This window comes from Thalassovita mediterranea (assembly GCF_001458435.1).
GTDB classification, from domain to species: domain Bacteria; phylum Pseudomonadota; class Alphaproteobacteria; order Rhodobacterales; family Rhodobacteraceae; genus Thalassobius; species Thalassobius mediterraneus.
Genome location: NZ_CYSF01000002.1, coordinates 22,294 through 43,243 on the forward strand (window position 1 = coordinate 22,294; position 20,950 = coordinate 43,243).

The 20,950-nt window shown below is 59.0% G+C and carries 21 protein-coding genes; 7 read left to right on the top strand and 14 right to left on the bottom strand.

Features of this window, described 5'->3' with window-relative positions; translation table 11 throughout:
* Nucleotides 1-167: 167 nt before the first annotated feature.
* Nucleotides 168-620: an iron-sulfur cluster assembly scaffold protein gene (locus tag TM5383_RS01465; RefSeq protein ID WP_058317281.1), complete on the bottom strand. Its 453-nt coding sequence runs from the start codon at nucleotides 618-620 to the stop codon at nucleotides 168-170.
* A gap of 48 nt (nucleotides 621-668) precedes the next feature.
* On the opposite strand from TM5383_RS01465, the gene hisI reads away from it, so the two are divergent.
* Nucleotides 669-1,046 (top strand): phosphoribosyl-AMP cyclohydrolase, encoded by a 378-nt coding sequence (hisI, locus tag TM5383_RS01470; protein WP_058317282.1) that lies wholly within the window; start codon nucleotides 669-671, stop codon nucleotides 1,044-1,046.
* A gap of 16 nt (nucleotides 1,047-1,062) precedes the next feature.
* On the opposite strand, the gene gluQRS is transcribed toward hisI, so the two are convergent.
* From gluQRS to TM5383_RS01490, 4 genes are all read right to left on the bottom strand, one after another.
* Nucleotides 1,063-1,917, bottom strand: coding sequence for a tRNA glutamyl-Q(34) synthetase GluQRS (gluQRS, locus tag TM5383_RS01475; RefSeq protein ID WP_058317283.1), 855 nt, complete (start codon nucleotides 1,915-1,917; stop codon nucleotides 1,063-1,065).
* Nucleotides 1,917-3,284, bottom strand: a complete 1,368-nt coding sequence (gene trmFO, locus TM5383_RS01480; RefSeq protein WP_058317284.1) for a methylenetetrahydrofolate--tRNA-(uracil(54)-C(5))-methyltransferase (FADH(2)-oxidizing) TrmFO — start codon at nucleotides 3,282-3,284, stop codon at nucleotides 1,917-1,919. Before trmFO ends, gluQRS begins: the two co-directional genes overlap by 1 nt.
* Before the next feature lie 49 nt (nucleotides 3,285-3,333).
* Nucleotides 3,334-4,659, bottom strand: coding sequence for a cytochrome-c peroxidase (locus TM5383_RS01485; protein ID WP_058317285.1), 1,326 nt, complete (start codon nucleotides 4,657-4,659; stop codon nucleotides 3,334-3,336).
* A gap of 143 nt (nucleotides 4,660-4,802) precedes the next feature.
* Nucleotides 4,803-5,615 (bottom strand): enoyl-CoA hydratase, encoded by an 813-nt coding sequence (locus tag TM5383_RS01490; RefSeq protein WP_268807779.1) that lies wholly within the window; start codon nucleotides 5,613-5,615, stop codon nucleotides 4,803-4,805.
* Between the two features lie 41 nt (nucleotides 5,616-5,656).
* Here TM5383_RS01490 and TM5383_RS01495 point away from each other — a divergent pair, with 41 nt between their 5' ends.
* The 4 genes from TM5383_RS01495 (at nucleotide 5,657) to rpsI (ending at nucleotide 8,968) form a co-directional block, all read left to right on the top strand.
* A complete protein-coding gene (locus tag TM5383_RS01495) occupies nucleotides 5,657-6,076 on the top strand; it encodes a PaaI family thioesterase (RefSeq protein WP_058317287.1) in 420 nt (139 codons plus the stop codon).
* Between the two features lie 388 nt (nucleotides 6,077-6,464).
* Nucleotides 6,465-7,841 (top strand): aminotransferase-like domain-containing protein, encoded by a 1,377-nt coding sequence (locus TM5383_RS01500; RefSeq protein WP_058317288.1) that lies wholly within the window; start codon nucleotides 6,465-6,467, stop codon nucleotides 7,839-7,841.
* Between the two features lie 172 nt (nucleotides 7,842-8,013).
* Nucleotides 8,014-8,475, top strand: a complete 462-nt coding sequence (gene rplM / locus TM5383_RS01505; protein WP_058317289.1) for a 50S ribosomal protein L13 — start codon at nucleotides 8,014-8,016, stop codon at nucleotides 8,473-8,475.
* Nucleotides 8,476-8,479: 4 nt separating this feature from the next.
* Entirely contained in the window at nucleotides 8,480-8,968 is a 489-nt protein-coding gene (rpsI, locus tag TM5383_RS01510) for a 30S ribosomal protein S9 (protein ID WP_058317290.1), read from the top strand.
* A 183-nt stretch (nucleotides 8,969-9,151) separates the two neighbouring features.
* Here rpsI and TM5383_RS01515 read toward each other — a convergent pair whose 3' ends face one another.
* The 9 genes from TM5383_RS01515 to guaA all read right to left on the bottom strand — a co-directional run bounded on the left by TM5383_RS01515 (nucleotide 9,152) and on the right by guaA (nucleotide 17,772).
* Nucleotides 9,152-9,769 (bottom strand): TetR/AcrR family transcriptional regulator, encoded by a 618-nt coding sequence (locus TM5383_RS01515; RefSeq protein ID WP_058317291.1) that lies wholly within the window; start codon nucleotides 9,767-9,769, stop codon nucleotides 9,152-9,154.
* A 6-nt stretch (nucleotides 9,770-9,775) separates the two neighbouring features.
* The gene (ppk2, locus tag TM5383_RS01520) at nucleotides 9,776-10,645 is read right to left on the bottom strand and encodes a polyphosphate kinase 2 (RefSeq protein ID WP_058317292.1); all 870 of its coding nucleotides are present in this window, start codon (nucleotides 10,643-10,645) and stop codon (nucleotides 9,776-9,778) included.
* A 45-nt stretch (nucleotides 10,646-10,690) separates the two neighbouring features.
* The gene (locus TM5383_RS01525) at nucleotides 10,691-11,647 is read right to left on the bottom strand and encodes an alpha/beta fold hydrolase (RefSeq protein ID WP_058317293.1); all 957 of its coding nucleotides are present in this window, start codon (nucleotides 11,645-11,647) and stop codon (nucleotides 10,691-10,693) included.
* Nucleotides 11,644-12,600: a homoserine O-acetyltransferase MetA gene (gene metA, locus TM5383_RS01530; protein ID WP_058317294.1), complete on the bottom strand. Its 957-nt coding sequence runs from the start codon at nucleotides 12,598-12,600 to the stop codon at nucleotides 11,644-11,646. The genes TM5383_RS01525 and metA overlap by 4 nt, the downstream gene beginning before the upstream one ends.
* 96 nt (nucleotides 12,601-12,696) lie before the next feature.
* Nucleotides 12,697-13,569: a hypothetical protein gene (locus TM5383_RS01535; protein ID WP_058317295.1), complete on the bottom strand. Its 873-nt coding sequence runs from the start codon at nucleotides 13,567-13,569 to the stop codon at nucleotides 12,697-12,699.
* Between the two features lie 155 nt (nucleotides 13,570-13,724).
* Entirely contained in the window at nucleotides 13,725-14,807 is a 1,083-nt protein-coding gene (locus TM5383_RS01540) for an OmpP1/FadL family transporter (RefSeq protein ID WP_058317296.1), read from the bottom strand.
* Between the two features lie 126 nt (nucleotides 14,808-14,933).
* The gene (locus TM5383_RS01545) at nucleotides 14,934-15,791 is read right to left on the bottom strand and encodes a DMT family transporter (protein ID WP_058317297.1); all 858 of its coding nucleotides are present in this window, start codon (nucleotides 15,789-15,791) and stop codon (nucleotides 14,934-14,936) included.
* Nucleotides 15,788-16,066 carry a putative quinol monooxygenase gene (locus TM5383_RS01550; protein WP_058317298.1) on the bottom strand — a complete coding sequence of 93 codons (279 nt, stop codon included), beginning with the start codon at nucleotides 16,064-16,066 and terminating at the stop codon, nucleotides 15,788-15,790. Before TM5383_RS01550 ends, TM5383_RS01545 begins: the two co-directional genes overlap by 4 nt.
* A 146-nt stretch (nucleotides 16,067-16,212) precedes the next feature.
* Nucleotides 16,213-17,772 carry a glutamine-hydrolyzing GMP synthase gene (guaA, locus tag TM5383_RS01555; protein ID WP_058317299.1) on the bottom strand — a complete coding sequence of 520 codons (1,560 nt, stop codon included), beginning with the start codon at nucleotides 17,770-17,772 and terminating at the stop codon, nucleotides 16,213-16,215.
* A gap of 378 nt (nucleotides 17,773-18,150) precedes the next feature.
* Here guaA and TM5383_RS01560 point away from each other — a divergent pair, with 378 nt between their 5' ends.
* Nucleotides 18,151-18,858: an MgtC/SapB family protein gene (locus TM5383_RS01560; protein ID WP_058317413.1), complete on the top strand. Its 708-nt coding sequence runs from the start codon at nucleotides 18,151-18,153 to the stop codon at nucleotides 18,856-18,858.
* Between the two features lie 184 nt (nucleotides 18,859-19,042).
* A complete protein-coding gene (locus tag TM5383_RS01565) occupies nucleotides 19,043-20,587 on the top strand; it encodes a trimethylamine methyltransferase family protein (protein ID WP_058317300.1) in 1,545 nt (514 codons plus the stop codon).
* The last annotated feature ends 363 nt before the right edge of the window (nucleotides 20,588-20,950 follow it).

The window sequence follows — 20,950 nt, forward strand, 5'->3', positions numbered from 1 at the left end:
GCCGCCATTCCTGACGGAATGTGCGGCGGCTTTTTATTTTGGGGAGATGTTTGTAGGAGGCCCCGGATCAGGTCCGGGGCGCGACGATTGCTCATCCACCTCGGATCACATGGGGGCAACGAGTAGCTCACCCGCCCCGGACTTGATCCGGGGCCTCTGCGGAGCGGTCAGGCGCTTGCGCGGGCCTGTGCCTGATCGATGGCTTCCAGCGTTGCCTCTAGTGCCAGCATGATCGACGCGTGGCGGTTTTTATAGTCACGGGCGGGGATCAGCACCTCTAGCCCGCCAAAAGGCGCATCGGGGATCGGGCCGTCGTTTTTCAGCATCTCTTTCAGCTGATCACGCGCCGTCTCAACAGTGGCGCGATCAGTGCCGATCACTGCGGCGCCAACGATAGCGGCGGCGGCTTGGCCCAGTGCGCAGGCCTTCACATCTTGGGAAAATGCGCTGATCCGGTCCTGATCCAGCTTGACCTCAACCTGTACGCTGGATCCACACAGCGGCGAGCGGCGTTTGGCGCTGCCATCGGCATCGTCCAGCGGGTCGATATGCGGGATATCGGCGGCCAGTTCCAGAATACGGGCAGAATAGAGTTTTATCAGGTCGGTATCGCCGGACATGGCTTTTCCTTTGCTTGCGTTCCCCATAGATAGGAGGCTGTAGCGCAGATGCAAAAGGTTTTTCCGATGGCTTTCGACCCAGCAACCCTCAAATACGACGACAAGGGGCTGATCCCCGCAATTGCGCAGGACGCCGACAGCCATGAAGTGCTGATGATGGCCTGGATGAACGCCGAAAGCGTGGCCCGCACGTTGGAAACGCGCAAGGTGACCTATTGGTCGCGTTCACGCCAAAGTTTCTGGGTGAAGGGCGAAAGTTCCGGCAACGTGCAAGAGCTGGTGGATTTCCGCTATGACTGCGACCGCGATTGCCTGCTGGTCATGGTGCGCCAGACGGGTCCGGCATGCCACACTAACCGCCGCAGCTGTTTCTACACTGCCGTGCGCGATGGCGAGGATGTGGAGCTGATGACGCCGATGGCGTGATCAGCGGGTACGCCCGTCACAGCCCGACCATGCGGCGGATGTCGGCGGGGCTGGCGCCGTCGGTGCGGTATTTGGCGATGGCGCGGGCGTCGTCGCGTTTGGCGAGGCGTTTTCCCTTTGGGTCGCGGATCAGGCGGTGGTGGTGGTAGGCGGGTGTGGGCAGCGCTAGCAGCTGTTGCAGCAGAACATGGATTTGCGTGGCCTCTGCAATGTCTTGGCCGCGCACCACATGGGTGATGCCTTGGTGCGCGTCATCCAGTACCACGGAGAGGTGGTAAGATCCCAAAAAATCACGACGCGACAGGATGATATCACCCACGGTTGATGTCATGTCTTGCGCCGAGACGGTCACGGTTTGCGGCGTTTCTCCGGTTTCTTCATATCGGATTGCGGCTGTGTCCAGCGCCGCCACCGCGCGGGTCATGTCGAGGCGCAGCGCGGCACCTTCGGGCATTTTTGCAGGGCGCGGTTTGTCGCGGCAGGTGCCGGGGTAGATCAATCCGTCGGGGCCAAAGGCAGGCTCCACCCCTTCTTGTGGGGCGCTGAGGGCGGATTGGATATCGCGGCGGGTGCAGTCGCAGGCATATAGCAGGCCGCGTTCCCATAAACCCTCCAGCGCTGCGCGATAGGCGGGCAGGCGGTCTGATTGGCGCAGCGGTTCCGCGTCCCAGGTGAGGCCGAGCCAGCGCAGGTCATCGTAAATCTGATCCTCCCACGCGGGGCGTGCGCGGGTGCGATCAATATCCTCTATCCGCAAGAGAAACTCTCCGCCTGCCGCGCGGGCCATGTCGTGGGCCAAGAGGGCAGAGTAGGCGTGACCCAGATGCAATGGCCCTGTCGGGCTGGGGGCGAACCGGGTCACGAAGGGCATTAGTTTTCCTGTGTGGCCTGCGTATCGAGCCACTCTTGAAACACCTGTTTGGCGCGGTCTGTGTAGGCCTTGTAGCGGTCTTTGCGGCCGCGGCGGCCACCTTTCAGGCCCTCGACCGGACGGAACAGGCCAAAGTTCACGTTCATCGGCTGGAACGTCTTCGCCTCGGCCCCACCGGTGATGTGGTGGATCAGCGCGCCCATTGCGCTGTCCTGTGGGGCGGTTTCTAGGTCTTGGCCGAGAATTTCGGCGGCTGCCAGACGACCGGCCAGCAGGCCCATCGCGGCGCTTTCCACATAGCCCTCAACCCCCGTTACCTGACCGGCAAACCGGATGCTGGCCCCGGTGCCAAGGCGCGATTTCAGGCGCATTTGATCGTCCAGCAAGGTGGGGGAATTCAGGAAGGTGTTGCGGTGGATGCCGCCGAGGCGGGCAAAACTTGCATCCTCCAGCGCGGGGATCATTTTGAACACCTCGGTCTGGGCGCCGTATTTCATCTTGGTCTGGAACCCAACGATGTTGAACAGCGTACCCAGTGCGTTGTCGCGGCGCAGCTGTACCACGGCGTAGGGTTTGTTTTCCGGATCATGCGGGTTGGTCAGGCCGACCGGTTTCATCGGGCCAAAACGCAGCGTGTCGTGGCCGCGTTCTGCCATCACCTCGATCGGCAGGCAGCCGTCGAAATAGGTGGCGGTTTCGCCATCGTGAAATTCGGTCTTCTCCGCCGCCATCAGGGCCGCGATGAAGGCGTCGTACTGATCCTTGGTCATCGGGCAGTTGAGGTAGGCCTTTTGCTCTTCCTCCGTCTCGCCCTTGTCATAGCGCGACTGCATCCATGCCACGTCCATGTTGATCGACTCTGCATAGACAATCGGCGCGATGGCATCAAAAAACGCCAACCGTTCCGCGCCGGTTTCTGCCTGAATGGCTGCGCCCAGTTTGGCGGATGTCAGCGGGCCGGTTGCGATGATCCAATGCCCTTCGGTCGGCAGTTCCGTCACCTCACCATATTCGACGCTGATATTGGGGTGATCCAGCAGCGCCTGCGTCACGCTTTCGGCAAAGGGATCGCGGTCCACGGCCAATGCGCCACCCGCAGGCAGGCGGTGTTTGGCGGCCATCTGCATGATCAGCCCGTTGGCCGCGCGCATTTCCCAATGCAACAGGCCAACCGCGTTTTGTTCATGGTCGTCCGAGCGGAAGGAGTTTGAACACACCATTTCCCCAAACGATCCCGTCTGATGCGCAAAGGTTTCCACCTCTGGCCGCATCTCATGCAGGACCACTTCGACACCCATGTTTGCAGCCTGCCAGGCCGCTTCCGATCCGGCGAGGCCGCCGCCGACGATATGCAGTTTTTTATCCATGGCCGCGATGTAGGGCAGATTGATCGTTTTGGAAAGGGCTGAGGCGCGTTTAGGGCTGATCCATCGGCAGGCCCGACGGCACGCTATCCGGCACACCCAGGCGCCCCTTCAGTGATGCTTCATCCGTCAGTGCGCTTAGGAAGGCGAGGATCGCGCGCATCTCGGCCTCTTCTAGATCAATGCCGGACAATTCATTTGCGGCGGCGATGTCCAGCAGTTCGACCTCATCATCAAGGGCGGCAAAGTCGTTCAGGGGCAGGGGATGCAGAATGGCCTGTGTGCGGTCATAGGTCAGTAGGCTATCCACCGGCCCCATGTGGTGCAGCAGCATCTCCTGTAGGTCGGGGAAGGCGCCGGCGTGGCCGTAGGGTGCGGTTTGGGTGATGTTGCGCAGGGATGGCGTGCGGAAGCGGTAGAAATCGACCAGTTCGCCCGTGACCATGTGACGGCCGGTGTCGCTATAAGGCACCTCGCCCCCTTTGCCGGGGCCGATCTGGGGCGTGGCGATGGCGTGGAAATCCTGATCGGTTTGCAGCAATCCCGCGTGACAGCCAGAACATCCCGCTTCGCCGTAAAACAGCGCCATGCCGTGCTGGGCCTCGGCGCTCATCGCCATATCATCGCCTGCCAGATAGCGGTCAAAGGGGCTGTTCACCGCGCGGAACTCATAGGCGATGAAGGCGGCGATGGCGTTGGCAATGTCGGGCATTGTGACAGCGCGGTCGCCCTGTAGGGCGCCGAAACGCTGGCGGTATTCAGGGATTGCCTCAACCCGCGCGGCGAGCAATGCCCATGCAGTAAATGGGTCATTTTTATGCACCGCGTCGGCAACAGGGTTTTCGTCCGGCTGCCCTGCCATCTCTTCCGGTGATAAAACGGGCAGCATGGCCTGTGCGGCCAGAACGCTATCAACGGCACCCGGTAGCGGGCGATCCGGTGGCATTTGGAACCCGAAGGGAGCGGTCGGATCAGTGGCCACGCGGCCATCATGAAACATTACGGTGATGTCGGTGGCGCCAAGGTTCCAGAGGGCAGGGGCGTTGCGCGGGATGCGGGCCGGAACCGTTTCGCCCGCGCGCAGTTGGCGGTCGGGGCCAAGGCCAATGCCGCCGTCCCCGATTGACAATGACATTCCATCAGAGGTGCCAAGGCTAGGATGGTGACAGGTGGCGCAGGCAACCGTTTGATTGCCGGACAGCACCGGATCGTAGAACAGTTTTTGTCCTAGCAGTACTTGGGTCAGATTTGGTTCGGGAAAGGTTGCGTGGGTCGCCGCGGCCGGTAGATCCAAAAGATCCCTTTCGACAGCGTCACCGGCCAATGAGAGTGTGGCCGTGAGAGATGTGACGCCAAAAGCGGCGACCCAGGCTCGCATGATCAAGGGGCCATGTTTTGGCCCACATTTAGGCAATAGCAGGCGGAATTGAGGCAGGAAAGTGGTCACTTGGAAAAAATCCACATAGAATTTGGAAACAATTGCCTCAACTTGCGCACGTTTTGTGGCCTCCGGCGGTTAACTTACTGATCCCACTCGGGTTTGCGTTTTTCAAGGAAGGCTTCGATGCCTGCCTCTGTCTGGCGGTGCAGCATGTTTTCCACCATCACATCCCCCGTGTAATCGTAGGCGTCACTCAGGCCCATTTCCAACTGTTTGTAAAACGCTTCTTTGCCGATCTTGACCGCTACGCCCAGTTTTTCGGCGACCATATTGGCCAGCGCCTCGGTTTCGGTCTGTAGATTCTCAGGCGCCACCACACGGTTCACTAGCCCCAGTGCCTCGGCCCTTTCGGCGCTGATGAATTGGCCGGTGGTCAGCATTTCAAACGCCTGTTTGCGCGGGATATTGCGGCTCAGTGCGACCATCGGGGTCGAACAGAACAGTCCGATGTTCACCCCGTTCACGCCAAACCGTGTGCCGGTGGCGGCAACGGCCATGTCACAGCTGGCAACCAGTTGACAGCCTGCTGCGGTGGCGATGCCATGCACCTCGGCAATGACCGGTTGGGGCAGGCGCTGCACGGTCTGCATCATGGTGGCGCAGCGATCAAATAGATCCTTGAAATAGGCGCGGCCCCCGTCTTCGCCTGCACGGGCGGCGGTCATCTGTTTCAGGTCGTGTCCGGCGCAAAATGCCTTGCCCGCGCCAGATAGGATAATGGCGCGAATGCTGCTGTCGTTGGCCAGTTCTTCAAACGTTGATTGCAGGGCGGCCAGCATCTCATCACTTAGCGGATTTAACTTCTCCGGCTGGTTTAATGTCAGCCGCGCCACCGCGCCTGTGTCGCTACGTTCTAAAATCGCCATCTTGCCCTCCTCCTCAGGTTGCCTCAATCCTAGACTGTATAAGAAGGGGAGGCCAGAGGAGGAGTGCAATGCCCTTGCAAATGACGCCGGAGGAGCTGCAGACGTTCATCGCGCAGGTGTTCCCGCAGATCAAAGATGATTTTGTCATCGAAGAATTGGAAGAAATGCGCATCAAGGTGCGGCTCAAGGTGCGTGATGACCACCTGCGCCCGGGCGGCACGGTGTCCGGCCCGTCGATGTTCGGGTTGGCGGATGTGTCGGTCTATTTCGCCATCATGGCGATGGTTGGCCCCAAGGCGCTGGCGGTGACCACGTCGTCGTCATTGGATTTCATGCGCAAACCGGTGGCCAATGCGGATCTGATCGCAGAATGCCGCCTGTTGAAACTGGGCAAGGTTCTGGCGGTGGGGGATGTGCTGATGTTCTCGGACGGGGATGATCAGCCAGTGGCGCGCGCCAGTATGACCTATTCGATCCCGCAGCGTTGATGTTGTTTTGCGTGGTGCCAAAATGAAAAAGGGGCCAATGAAAAAGGGGCCGGAGAGTGATCTCCGGCCCTAGTGTTATTCCGGCGTGGACGGGGAATGTCATTCACACCAGAACGGCGACGGGCCTCCGTATAAGCCGCGTCACATTAAATGCCGGGGATCCGCAAGCGCGTGATCGGGCGACGCTGCTGCGCGCAACGCCAGCGGGCCGGCAAGACGGGAAATTGTATCGGGAATATCGCGGTCTAGGCGGGGTGGGCTGGTGTTTTTGCGGCCAGATTTCCACAGAACTTCGCTAATCCGTCGATTGTATTGACACAATTTCGCAATATCGCTACAAGTATCTTGATACAAAATCGCGATACAATCCGTCTAGGAAAACATTGTTATGGGTACAAATTGGCTGCCGGACCTCTCGAATGCGGGCCGATCCAAGTATAAGGCGCTGGCCAATGCGATCCGGGACGGGGTGGCCGTTGGAGAGTTGCGCAGCGGTGAAAAGCTGTTGCCGGTGCGTGAACTGGCCTATCAGTTGTCGGTCACACCCGGCACAGTGGCGCGGGCCTATTCGCTGTTGACCGAAGAAGGTGTGCTGAGCGCCGGCGTCGGGCGCGGCACCTTTGTCGCCGAAACAACGACCCGCAGTGATCCGTCCCATGACTGGCCCCTGACACTTAGTTTGCGCAGCCCGCTGCTGCCTGACATGGGGCAAAGCGAATTGATCCGCGACGCGATGCGCAAAACTGCGGATACCATTGGCGCACGCGACCTTCTTAGCTATCCGACCCGCGCGATGGACCTGCCGCTGCGCCGCGCGCTGCGCCGCTGGATGTCGGATCTGCCTGTTGGGGCCTTCACGGCAGAAGAGCTGGTCCTGGCCCATGGTGCGCAAAATGCGCTGTTGATGGTGATGCAGACAATTCTGCAGGGGCCTGATCCGGTGATCGCGGTGGAGGATCTGACCTACACGGGCTTCCGCCGCGCTGCCGCCCTATGTCGCGCACGTGTGGTTGCCGTGCGCACAGATGAAGAGGGGCCGGTTGTCGCCGATCTGGAACGATTGGTGCGCGAAGAAGGGGTGCAACTGTTCTGCACCTCGTCCGAGGTCAGCAATCCCACTGTACGTTTCACGTCAGCCCGCCGCCGTCGCGAGGTGGCGCAAATGGCGCGGCGGTTGGGGCTGCATATTCTGGATGATGACTGTTATTCCATCGGCAATCATCGGGATGAAAGCTATTATTCCTTGATGCCTGAGCGGGGCTGGTATGTGTCCTCGCTGTCCAAGGCGCTGACGCCTGCGTTGCGCGTAGGATATGTGGTGCCGCCCAAGGATTATGTCGCTGATCTGGAACGTACTGCGCATTTCAATTCCTTCGGGCTGTCGCCTGCGCTGAGCGATCTGGCGCTGCACTTTATGGAGGACCCGCGCATGTTGACCGTTGCGGCCAAGGTGCGGGCGCGGGTCAACGAACTGGTGCGCACAGCAGTCAATCATTTAGGCGCCTATGACCTCAGCTGGAATGAGGATGTGCCGCTGTTGTGGTTGCGCTTGCCTGAAGGCTGGCGCACAGCCAGCTTCCTACACGCTGCCGAAAGCAGTGGCGTTTTGCTGCGCAGCGCCGAGGATTTTGCCCTGCGTGACAGCCGCGCCCCTCATGCGGTGCGCATTGCGGTCAACGGAATGGTCGATCAGGAACGGTTCGAGGCAGGGATTCTGCGTCTGGCAGAGTTGTTGGACAATCCGCAGGAAGAAATCGGTGTCTGAATAGGGTTTGTGCGTGGGGTATTTTAATACCTAATTTGTAAAGCATTGATTTTAATAGATTAAAACTGCATTGATGTAGTTGACCGTAAATTCAGGCGCTGTATAACCCCGCAATCGAATTCGGAAATCGGGCTTTGCCCTGTTTCCTTCACTGAACAAGGGTACTCCCGCGATGAAAACCTTCTCTGCTACTCCGGCAGACATCGACAAGAAATGGATCATCATCGACGCCGAAGGCGTGGTGCTGGGCCGTCTCGCTTCGATCGTCGCCATGCGTCTGCGTGGCAAGCACAAGCCGTCCTTCACTCCTCACATGGATATGGGCGACAACGTGATTGTCATCAACGCTGACAAAATCCAGCTGTCCGGCAACAAGCGTGCCGACAAGAAATACTACTGGCACACTGGCCACCCGGGCGGCATCAAGCACCGCACCGCCGGTCAGATCCTGGAAGGCGCCTATCCTGAGCGCGTCGTAACCGCAGCCGTCAAGCGCATGCTGCCGGGCAACCGCCTGTCGCGCAAGCAGATGACCAACCTGCGCGTTTACGCTGGTGCTGAGCACCCGCACGAAGCCCAGAGCCCTGAAGTTGTGGACGTGAAGTCCATGAACTCCAAGAACACCCGGAGCTAATTAGATGACCGATCAAATCAATTCGCTCGAAGAGCTGGGTGCAGTTGCAGGCGACGCCGCAGCCGTGGCCGAAGTAGAAGTAAACCGTGAGCCGGTTCGTGACGAACTGGGCCGCGCCTACGCAACTGGTAAGCGTAAAGACGCTGTTGCCCGTGTATGGATCAAGCCGGGTTCCGGTAAAGTATCCGTAAACGGCCGCGACATGAGCGTGTACTTCGCCCGTCCGGTTCTGCAGCTGATCCTGCGTCAGCCGTTCGAAGTTGCCGGCGTTGAAGGTGAGTTTGACGTTGTTGCCACCGTTAAAGGCGGCGGTCTGACCGGCCAAGCTGGCGCGGTTAAGCACGGCATCTCCAAAGCTCTGCAGCTGTACGAACCGTCGCTGCGCGGCGCCCTGAAAGCGGCCGGCTTCCTGACCCGTGACTCGCGCGTTGTTGAGCGTAAGAAATACGGTAAGCGTAAAGCACGTCGTTCCTTCCAGTTCTCGAAGCGTTAATTCGTTTCACTGGAATATGGTTCAAAGGGTCGCCTTCGGGCGGCCCTTTTTTGTTGGATGGAAGGTGGAGCGGGATGTGTCTTCGGCGCCCGATCTTAGCGCGGGCATGAATTCAGTCCCCGCCGTTGTTGTTCGCAGGTGATAGATGTGTGCAATTATGTCGAGCCGCGTTGGGCGATTGGCCTAGTGATCAGGATCAATCAGTCCAAGGCCGCGCAGGTAAATCCCGATTCCGCTTTCCAGTAGCGCATCGGCCTCAAACGGGGACTGGGTGCCGGGGGAGTTTCGGGCAAACAGTTCCACCACCCCGTGGCTCATCGCCCAGATATGGGCAGAAAACATCGCTGCGGGTGGGCGTTTGTCGGCGGGGATGTGTTGTGACAGATCGGTGGCAGCCTTTTCCAGCACCCCTTGGGCGCGGCTGGCGACCGCTGCCAATTCGGGGGTGCGGTTGACGGACATCCCGCTTTCAAACATCGCGATATAGTGGCCGGGGTGTTTGCGGGCAAAGGCCATATAGGCACGGCCCGTCGCCTCAAACGCGGCGAGGGCTGAGGGCTGGCCGCTGTCATAGGCAAATTGCATCACATCGGCAAAGATCTCATAGCCCTGACGCGCGGCCTCGGCGATCAGGTCCTCGCGACCGGCAAAATGGCGATAGACCGCCGCGGGGGTGACACCCGCGGTTTTCGCGGCCTCTGACAGGGTGAAGCCGGTGGGGCCTTTCTGTTCGATCAGCTGCAGGGCAGCATCGACCAGCGCCTGACGTAGATTGCCGTGATGATAGCCGCGTTTAGACATGGATGATCAGACGTCCCAGATCTCTGGGCCTCCACAGATGGATGGGTCGGGTGCGCCGACAGCGGCCGCATCCTTGTGCGTGTAGTCGATGGCGGACAACACATGGCGGATCGCGGCAAGGCGCGCGCGTTTTTTGTCATCTGTGCGCAGGATTGTCCACGGGGCCTGTGCGCTGTGACTGCGCGTCAGGGTTTCTTTGATCGCGGCGCTGTAGTCGTCCCAACGCTTCAGCCCCTCAACATCAATCCAGCTGAGCTTCCACTGTTTCAACGGATCGCTTTCACGGGCCAGAAAGCGGCGCAGCTGCTCACCACGACCGACGTTGAGCCAGAATTTGAACAGCAGGATACCGTCGTCCACCAGCATTTGTTCAAATGGCGTCACCTGATGGAAAAAGCGTTCCCGTTCAGCCACTTCGCAGAAGTTGAAAACATGTTCCACCACACCACGGTTATACCAGCTGCGATCAAAGAAGGCGATTTCACCCGCACTTGGCAGGTGGTCAATGTAGCGTTGGAAATACCACTGGCTTTGTTCGGCGTCGCTGGGTTTTGACAGGGCAACAACATTGGCGCCGCGCGGGTTCAGGTTTTCGCGGAACCGTTTGATGGTGCCCCCCTTGCCTGCGGCATCGCGGCCTTCGAACACAATTGCAATGCGCGCACCGCTGTCACGCGCCCAGGATTGCAATTTCACAAGTTCGATCTGCAGCGCGTCCATGTCGCGAGCATAGTCCTTGCGCCGCATTTCGCGGGCGTAGGGATAGCTGGGCGATAGAATGTCGTCCTTGTTCGCCTGCGCGATGGCAGTGCGCAGATCGTCTGGTGCGCTGTCGCGGTAAAAGGCGCTGATGGCACCGTCAAAGGGTAGATCCATGTGGGCCTCCTGCAATTGATAACCCACGGGTACTATGGGTGGAATCTATGCGCTGCGCAATCCGGCGCGCTTGGCAGCGCGGTGAATGGCGCTCATCACGTCTTCACGCGCGACGTGGTGCGGCATGTGGCCAACGCGCGGGATCAGCGTCAGGCTGGCACTGGACACTTTGTGCGACAAGGGCAGGGCGTGGATTTCCATCGGGACAATGTCGTCTTCTTCGCCATGCACGATTTCCGTTGGCACCGTGATCGAGGAATACAGCACCTCCAGCGCGGCCAATTCGCGGGCCAGATTGCTGCGGTGCATCGCATTCACCCGCAACGCCCCGCGGCGCAGGCTGAGGCGTGCGCCGATATGGCTGGCATAGCCCAACGGTGGACGTTGAGGGGCGAAAATCTCGCCCAACTCACGCTCGATCACGCTGTCGGGGACAAAGGCGGTCATCAGCGGGGCGGAAAACTGCGTCAGCACCGGATTGGCGTTCAGCCAGTAGTAAAGCGGCATCGCACTATCAAAGGGTAACGCAGGGGAGCTGAGCGTGACCAGCGCCGCCAACCGGTTGGGAAACCGCACCGCCCAGGCCAGCGCCACCGCGCCGCCGTAGGAATGCCCCACAACGATCGGCAAATGCGCACCAAGGGCGCCTGCGGCCTTCTTCAGCACCCGCGCCTGTTCCACGATCGAGTTGTCGGAGGGCAGGACATCACTGTAGCCCATGCCGGGGCGATCCATCACCAGCACGCGGTAGCTGCTGGACAGGCGGTCGGCCAACGACATGGTGAAATCACGGGTATTGCCAGACAGCCCGTGGATCAGCACCAGATCGGGGCCGCTTTCGCCCTTGATGACGACGTGAACCTTGCGCCCGTCGACCTCGATGATCTGACCTTCGGGCGGATGGTTTTGCACCGCTTCCTTCTCTTGCGTCGTGGCGCGGATATGCACCCAGCCTGTCAGGCCCGCAATCAACGTCAAGAGATAGGTCAGCGCATCTGTCACTGGGGGTTAACCCGCCCGTCCGATCCGTCCTTGATGCCGATATCGGCAATGTCAAAGGGCGTTGTCTGATAGATCTGATTGATCCAGTTGCCGTACAGCAGATGCGCGTGGCTGCGCCAGCGGTTTTGCGGTTCATTCGAGGGATCATCGTCCGGGTAGTAGTTCATCGGTACATTGATTTCGGTGCCGGCGGCTACGTCGCGGTCGTACTCTTCCTTCAGGGTGCCACTGTCGTATTCAAAGTGGTTGAAGATATAGAGAGCGCGGTGCGCCGGATCCTCGACCAGACAGGGGCCAACCTCGTCACTGCCCAACAATGTGGTCAGGCCAGACACAGCGTCCACTTCGGCCTGATGGATTTCGGTCCAGCGGCTGACAGGGATCACGCAATCATCGGAAAAGCCACGCAGGTAGGGCGACGCCGGTGCGCGGTTTTGGTGACGGAAACAGCCGAATGCCTTGTGATCCAGCATATGTTTGGCAACACCGTTGAAATAGTTGATCATCGCCATGCCACCCCAGCACACGCCAAAGGTGGAATGCACGTGGGTCTGCGTCCAGTCAAAGATCTGTTCCAGCTCACCCCAGTAGTCCACATCCTCGAACGGCAGATGTTCGATCGGGGCACCGGTGATGATCAGCCCGTCGAATTTCTGGCCCGAAGCCAGCACTTCGGAAAACGGGTGGTAGAAACTGGCCATATGTTCGGCCGCCGTGTTGCGGGTTTTGTGATCGCTCATGCGGATCAGCGTCAGTTCAATCTGCAACGGGGTGGCGCCGATTAGGCGGGCAAACTGGTTTTCCGTCTGGATTTTCTTCGGCATCAGGTTGAGGAGGCCGATTTTCAGTGGTCGGATATCCTGCCGTGTGGCCCGATCATCCGACATCACCATCACGCCTTCGCGCGAAAGCACGTCATAGGCGGGTAGGTCGGCGGGCAATTTAATCGGCATTTTATCCGGGCTCCTTCTCGGGATCTGATGGTATTGGATTCACGCAGCGTGCCAAACGGTGCGCTGGCTGCGATAGGGCTGCGTAAGCGCCGGACCCTATGCGGGGTTGACGCTACGCTCAAGGGCCATTGCGATCAACTTATCGAAATCATCCGCACTTTTGACTTGTGCCACTTCGTCCATATGCAGCGTAACACCCCAGTTGCGTGCCATCGCCTCATAGCGTGGCTGGCGATGCGCCAGCGCCTGTGCGTAGGTCCAACGGATGAATTCATCCGGGTCGACTTGTTCTTCGCGCATCTGAAAGAGGTGCAGGTATTCGTTCCACACACGATCCAGAAAGGCCGCCTGATAGGACATTGGTTTGGGCGCTTTGTCGAAACGACGGATCAGCTCTTCGGTGTGATCTTCGCTGCCTTTGAGCCAAACCAGCAAGGTGTTGTTGGCCAGCATCTTGAGGATGGGGTTATCGGGATCTTCGGGGTCGACCCATTCGCAGATCGAACCGCCGGTGTCACAGATGAAATGCGGGTAGCCATAAAGCGCCTCGGCGCGTTCGATGAAATAGGGCGTGTCCATCAGAGCTTTAACCTCTGCCTGACGGAATTGGCCCTGACGGCGGACGTATTCATCATAGGGTAAACCACCCTTATCCACGTTGCCGGGTTTGCCCAAATAGGCGGACACTGGGTTCAGGTTTTCAAAAGTGATGTTGGATCTGATCTGGATCGAGTCCGTCATCAAAAGATCGCGCAGGAAAGGGACCTTCATCGCTTCGCGTTTGGCGTTATCGGCGATGTATTCGCCCATGTAGCGCGTGCCAATGCGGTAGTCGATTGAATAGTGGAACCAATCCCCCTGATCGCGCAGCAGGTTGGAAAGGTAGGTTTTGCCCAGACCGGACATGCCAAAGAACAAAATCCGTTTCTGTGGCGCGTTCAGCCAATCATCCGCACTGCGATAAATCATTATTAATCCCACTGTTGTTACGAAAGTCCTAGCGGTGGGCACTTGGGGCGTCAATTGCTCATCGGTGTAGCATACAACAGCGTTGTATGATGGGCCGCCAAAACGCAAAAGCCGGGCACAAGGCCCGGCTTTCTATAGATTTGGTGATCGTCAGATCAGAAGCTGTGGGTCAGCTTGACGCCGAAACCGGTCGCAGTGTTATTGGTGAACTCGCCACCCACAGTCGAGGTGGTCGCATCGCCCAGCCATACACGGCGCACGCCGCCCGAAATCGCGGTGCCTTCGGCAACCTGATATTTCAGACCCAGAGTGATCGAACGGAAACCATCGGTCGGGCCCAGGTTGCCGCTGAGGGTGCCATCGCCAGCCTCATAGCCAAGGGTCACAGAACCGGACAGTTTGTCGGTCAGCTGACGGCCCACACCCAGCGAGTAGGTGGTGGTGTCGCTATCGTATTCTACCAGCGACGCGCCGCCCAGACCGGTGGGGGTGATGTCGAAGTTGCTCCAGTTCACCCAGCGGGCCGACGCCATCAGCAGGGTGCCGGGTGCGATGCCGGTCTGGAAGTCGAGGTTCACCGACTTCGGCTTGACGATGGTCATCGGCGCTTCGGGCAGGGTGGTCATGCCAATCTGCTGCTGGGTGGTGAAGTCCTGCTCAACCTCAGAGTTGTAGGTGATCGCCGCACGCAGAGCGATGTCGGGGATTTCATAGGTCGCACCGATCAGGTAACCGAAATCGGTTTGGGTGTCGGTGGTCATGTTGTAAATGTTGGGACCAGTGATCAACAGATTGTTGACGCGGCCCTCGGTGCGGATCGCACGTACACCACCATGCACTGCAACGCGGTCCGATACACGGTAGCGCAGCACTGCGGTGATTGCGTTGGTGTCAACCGACGCGGTCGCGCCCTGGAACGGGTAACCGGTGCCGGTGGGGTAGGCGACGTCTGCGCCAAACGGCTGGTCGAACAAAATGCCGATCGACAGTTTGTCGTTCAGTTCTTGTTTGTAGCCCAATGCAACCTGAGTGTAGTTTTCGGCGATGTTGCCAGAGCTGACTGCGCCGCCGCCAACTGTGCCCGAAATGTTGGCGTTTACGCTGCCGAAGCGCAGCTCAACAACATTGCCCTTTTCGAACATGAAGTCGATGCCTTGACCGGTGCGATCCAGACCACCTGCCTGCGCGGTACCTGCAGTTACAGCGATTGCTGCAACCCCTGCCAGAAACTTTTTCATGCATTCCTCCCCTGCATGTTGGATTTGTTATCCTTATGCATAGCCAAGCAGAAATCCGCCTGTCAACGCGACCCTAGCGTAAACTTGTCGCAGTCCGGGGTTCTACCCCTTGAAAGTTTAAAATCGCTACCGTGATAATTCCGCACGAATGTTGATGCTGTTGGCGGTAAAGATAATTACCGCCCCAACCAGCACCCAAAGGTCCAGTGCTTCGCCGTAGACCAACAGCCCCAGTACTGCGATCAGCGGCAGGCGTAGGAAGTCGACCGGCATCACCACACTGGCAGGGGCCAGTTTCAATGCAGTGGTCATGCAGAAATGCGCCAGCAATCCCGCCAATGCGATCAGCACCAGCCAAGGGGTGGCGCTCAGGGATGGTAGGGCAATGTCGCCATCATATCCCGCTGCGATCAATCCCATGACGGCCTGCATGGCGGTCAGGTAAAACAGCACACAGGTGATGGTTTCGCTGCGCGTCAACAGGCGGGTGAAAACGGCAGATCCGGCAAACCCAATGGCGGCAACGGCGGCAGCGATTTGACCAACCGACAGCGTGTCAGCGCTGGGGCGGGCCACAATCAGAATGCCGATGAAGCCCAAAACACCCGCCAAGGCGCGCGCTTTTGTGATCCGTTCCCCCAGTAACAGCGCAGACAACAGGATCGCCCAGAGGGGTGATGTGAACTCTAACGCAAACACCTGCGCCAGCGGTATCGCCGTCAGTGCAAAGAACCACAGGTTCTGACCGGTAAAGTGGCACAGATTGCGCAGGGCATGCAGGCCAAGGTTGCGGCGGCTGACCTCATGCAAATGGCCCGTCGCCCCCGCCACTGCCAGCACCACCATGAAACCAACGATGCTGCGAAACAACATGATTTCAAAGGTATCAAGCTCTAGGCTAATAGCTCGTCCCGCCACCGCCATTGAAGAGAAAGAGACAATCGCGCCACTCATCCAGAGGGCGGCTTGAACCGTGGTGTTCATACTTCGCTAATCTCATATTCGCGCGGCAATCCGGCGGTCACGCGCGCCCAGTCGCTGGCCGCACCGCGAGCCTGATGGGCGTCAAAGGCGGCGCGATCGGAAAACAGCTCATCCACCTCAAATCTGCCACCGTCGCGTTCGACGACATCAAACTTCAGGCAGCCGGGCTCTAGCCGTGTCAGGCGGATGTGTTCCGGCAAAGCCGCGCGCACCTCTGCCAGTCGCTCGGTCGTGCAAATCATCGCGCCAGTCAGCTGGATCTGTTTTTGTGTCATTACTCGCTCCTCTTGAGGCACCATAGCGGGGGGCAGGTCTGTCTCGCAAGTGTTTTCTGTGCAGTAGCCTGTCACAGAACCACCGGGTTCAATGAAAAACGGCGGCACCCGAAGATGCCGCCGCTTAGAAATCTCAGACTGCAGGATCACTCCAGCTCGATGGTGCCCGGCGGCTTCGAGGTGACGTCGTAAAAGACGCGGTTCACGCCTTTCACCTCGTTGATGATGCGGGTCATCGTCTCACCCAAAAACTCATGGCTGAACGGGTAGTAATCCGCGGTCATACCATCAACCGAGGTCACCGCGCGCAGGCCAACGGCGTAGTCGTAGGTGCGGCCATCGCCCATCACACCCACGGTGCGCATCGGCAGGATGGCGGCAAAAGCCTGCCAGATCTCGTCATACAGACCGTGCTTGCGGATCTGGTCGATGTAAACCGCATCCGCTTCGCGCAGGATGTCCAGCTTGTCGCGGGTGATCTCACCGGGGCAGCGGATCGCCAGACCCGGTCCGGGGAAGGGGTGGCGACCGATGAAGCTGGCGGGCAGGCCCAGTTCGCGACCCAGCACGCGGACCTCATCCTTGAACAGACCACGCAGTGGTTCGACCAGTTTCAGGCCCATTTTTTCGGGCAGGCCACCCACGTTGTGGTGCGATTTGATCGTCACCGACGGACCGCCGGAGAAGCTGACCGATTCAATCACATCAGGGTAGAGCGTACCTTGAGCGAGGAATTCGGCACCTTCGATCTGGTCGGCGTATTTCTGGAACACGTCGATGAACAGCTTGCCGATGATCTTGCGCTTGGTTTCTGGATCGCTGACGCCCTCCAGCTCACCAAGGAACAGGTCGCTTTCGTCGGCGTGGATCAGGTTCAGGTTGTAGTTGTCGCGGAACATCGCGACGACTTCCTTCGCTTCGTTTTTGCGCAGCAGGCCGTGATCCACGAACACACAGGTCAGCTGATCACCGATCGCTTCGTGCAGCAGGATCCCGGTGACAGAGCTGTCAACGCCGCCAGACAGGGCGCAGATCACCTTCTTGTCGCCCACTTGCGCGCGGATGTCTTCGATCATTTCCTGACGGTAGGCGCCCATGGTCCAGTCACCAGAGAAGCCGGCCAGTTTGACGAAGTTTTCGTAGAGTTTCGCACCCTTGGGGGTGTGGTGAACCTCAGGGTGGAACTGAACCGCGTAGAAATGACGTTTGGTGTCGGCGGTGATCGCAAACGGCGCGTTGGGCGAGGTTCCGTAAACCTCAAACCCTGGGGCGATTTCGCTGACGTGGTCGCCGTGGCTCATCCAGACCTGTTCGTCGCCATCCGCGAACCAGCCATCCAGAATATCCAAGCTGTTTTGCGGGGTGACGAAGGCACGACCGAATTCGGCGGTGCCGTGGCCGCTTTCGACCTTGCCGCCCAGCTGGTGCATCATCACCTGCTGACCATAGCAGATGCCAAGGATCGGCACGCCAAGGTCAAAGATCCCTTCGGGCGCGCGCGGGCTGCCCTCGCGGGTGACGCTGTCGGGCCCACCGGAGAAGATCACAGCCTTGGGCGCCATGTCGCGCACAAAGTCGATGGTGACATTCTGATAGGGGTGGATTTCGCAATAGACGTTCAACTCGCGCAGGCGACGCGCAATCAGCTGCGTAACCTGGCTGCCAAAGTCGATGATAAGGAGGCGGTCGTGTGATGTCTGGGTCATGGACGCGCATTAGGGCAGAATGACCCGATCCGCAAGGATAATTCGCCCCATGAGGACGTCATTTGCCGCCGATTTTGTGCCTCTCTGGTGGACGCGGCGCGGTTGCCCACCGATTGCGAGATGTTTGCGTGATTTTCAGGCTGTCAGTTGCCCCGCGCGTGATTTTTGTGCGTTTTGCTTGCCCTGCGGGGGCAGTCGTGGCAACAATCCCGCCTTAATTCGTGCTGATAACAGTTTGTGTTGCATAGGAAAGATGGGTTTTGTGCTGATCAAGTGCTGCCGTTTGGCTGAGCCAGATCACACATTTACCTCAACCAGCGCCACAACCAGACTGCGCCACAGACGCCCTTGAAAGGATGCAATTTGACCGAATTTTTGATGACTTACTTTCCGGTGACGGCCGAATTCACTGCCGCTGCATTCAACCTGTTGCTGGCGCTGGTCTGCGGCGCTTTGGTGGGATCGGAACGGCAGGTGCGTCAACGGATGGCGGGGCTGCGCACCAATGCGCTGGTGGCGCTTGGGGCGGCGTGTTTTGTGGTGTTTTCCACCCTGTTCCCGGATGAGGTCAGCCCAACCCGTGTCGGCGCGCAGGTGGTGTCGGGGATCGGTTTTCTGGGGGCAGGGATCATTTTTCGCCACGGGTTCACCATTCATGGGCTGAACACGGCGGCAACATTGTGGTGTTCGGCAGCGGTGGGCCTGATTGCGGGGGCGGGGGCCTATCCCTATGCAATACTGGCCACGGGGATGATCATCTTTGTCAATCTGGGGCTGCGCCCGCTGGTCAAATGGCTGAAGCGCAAAACCCGCGCTGGCGTGCCCTTGACGCAAGAGTATCGCATCGTTTTGCGCTGTGATGAGAAAGACACCACCAAGGTACGCGCCCTTGTCATGCAGGCATTGTCGCAGCGTGCGGTGCGGGTGACCGGGTTTGAGGTGCAGCGCGAAGGCGAAGTGAGCGAGCTGGAAATCATGATAGAAGTCAACGACCTGTCTCAAGAGGCGATTGACGGTATCATCTCTCCCTTGATGATTGATGCGCGGGTGGACAGCGTAAACTGGGATGCCCTGTCCGAAGCATAGGGCGACTGTCCGAGGGGTACACAAAGATGCGACGCTGTGATGTCGCAATGGGAACGGTGTATGCGCAGCGAACCGCGCGAATATGTCGCTTTTGGGTGTGAGGTGACGTTCCCGACAAGAAAAGTTGCGCCCCTCGCGGTAGGTTTATGCTGAAAACTCTTATTCAGCACTTGAGGGGGGCAAAATGTCCGAAGCAGGATCGCGCAGACGCGCAAGAGGTGGCGGCGGCGCAGCACGTCGTGCAGCACGTAGCGCAGTATCGTTTGAAACCGCCAAGTATATCGAGCGTAACATTCCGAACTTTGAGGTTCTGACCGAAGAAGCGCTGGAAATCATCGAAGCAAACGCGGAAACCATCCTCGAAGAGGTTGGCGTCAACTTCGTCAACAACCCTGCCGCGCTGGACCGCTGGCGCGAAGCGGGTGCTGACGTTGACGGCGAACGTGTTCGCATCCCGCGTGGTCTGGCCCGTCAGCTGTGTTCCACCGCGCCGAAACAGTTCACCCAGCACGCCCGCAACCCTGAGCGTAACGTCGTCATCGGCGGCCGCAATCTGGTGCTGGCACCTGTTTATGGCCCGCCCTTCGTGCATGACGCCAAACAGGGCCGTCGCTATGCCACGATGGACGATTTCCGTAACTTCGTGAAGCTGGGCTACATGTCCAAATGGCTGCACCACTCGGGCGGTACCGTTTGTGAACCCACCGATGTTGCGGTGAACAAACGTCACCTCGACATGCTGCACGCCCACATGACCCTGTCGGACAAGCCGTTCATGGGCTCGGTCACCGAACCCAGCCGTGCGCAAGACAGCGTTGAAATGTGTGAAATCTTGTTTGGTAAGGATTTCGTGCAGGAAAACACCGTGATGACATCGCTCATCAACATCAACTCGCCGATGACCTTCGACGACGTGATGATGGGTGCGCTGGAAGTCTACGCGCAGAACAACCAAGCCTGCATCATCTCGCCCTTCATCGTGGGCGGTGCAATGGCGCCTGTTTCCGTGGCAGGTACGCTGACACAGGTTCTGGCCGAAACGCTGGCCGGTATCGCCTACAGCCAGCTGATCCGTAAGGGTGCGCCGGTGATCATGGGTGCGTTCGTATCCTCGATCGACATGAACTCGGGCGCGCCGACCTTCGGCACCCCTGAGGCCAGCCAAGTGACCTACGGCGTCGGCCAGCTGGCCCGTCGTCTGAACCTGCCTTACCGTTCGGCTGGTTCCTTCTGTGGTTCCAAACTGCCCGACGCGCAGGCGGCTTATGAAACTGCCAACAGCCTGAACATGGGCCTGCTGGCCGGTGTGAACTTCATGCTGCACTCCTGTGGCTGGCTGGAAGGTGGTCTGGCGGCTTCCTACGAAAAATTCGTGATGGACGCCGACCAACTGGGCGCGCTGCACAAAATGGCCGAAGGTGTATCCATCGACGCCAATGCACAGGCGATGGACGCCATCCGCGAAGTGGGCCCCGGCGGTCACTACCTGGGCTGCGCGCACACGCAGGCGAACTTCAAAACCGCGTTCTGGCGCTCGGACCTCTTGGACTACAAGCCGTTTGAAACCTGGGCCGACGAAGGCAGCCGTGACACCATGGCGCTGGCCGGTGAGCGTGTAGAAAAGATGCTGAGCGACTATGAGCAGCCCGCACTTGATCCCGCGATCAATGAGGCGCTGAACAGCTACATCGCCAACAAAAAGGCATCGATGCCCGACGTCATCGGCTAAGGCTAACCGTCACATCGATCCAAAAAAACGAAAGGCGCGCCGAACCTAAGGCGCGCCTTTTTCTTTTGTGTAACCCCCTGAAAACGCGCACGATGTTAACGCTGATTTTTGCCGCTTCGTCGTTGATTTCCCCACAGGGATTCGCGCAACGACGTGGTTTCGCGTGAAATATCATCACCTTGAAAGGTGTTGCGCACCCAGGACCTGCGCACGGCGCTTTTCCTCCGTGTTCATAATTCGGCAACAAAGATTGATCCACGCCTCGGACGTTAACGATTGCTTAGCCGCTTCGCTGAAGGGTCATGGGCGCAGGTGTGCTGCAGGTTTGGGACGGCCTGAGCATCAATTCAAGGAGGCCAAGAT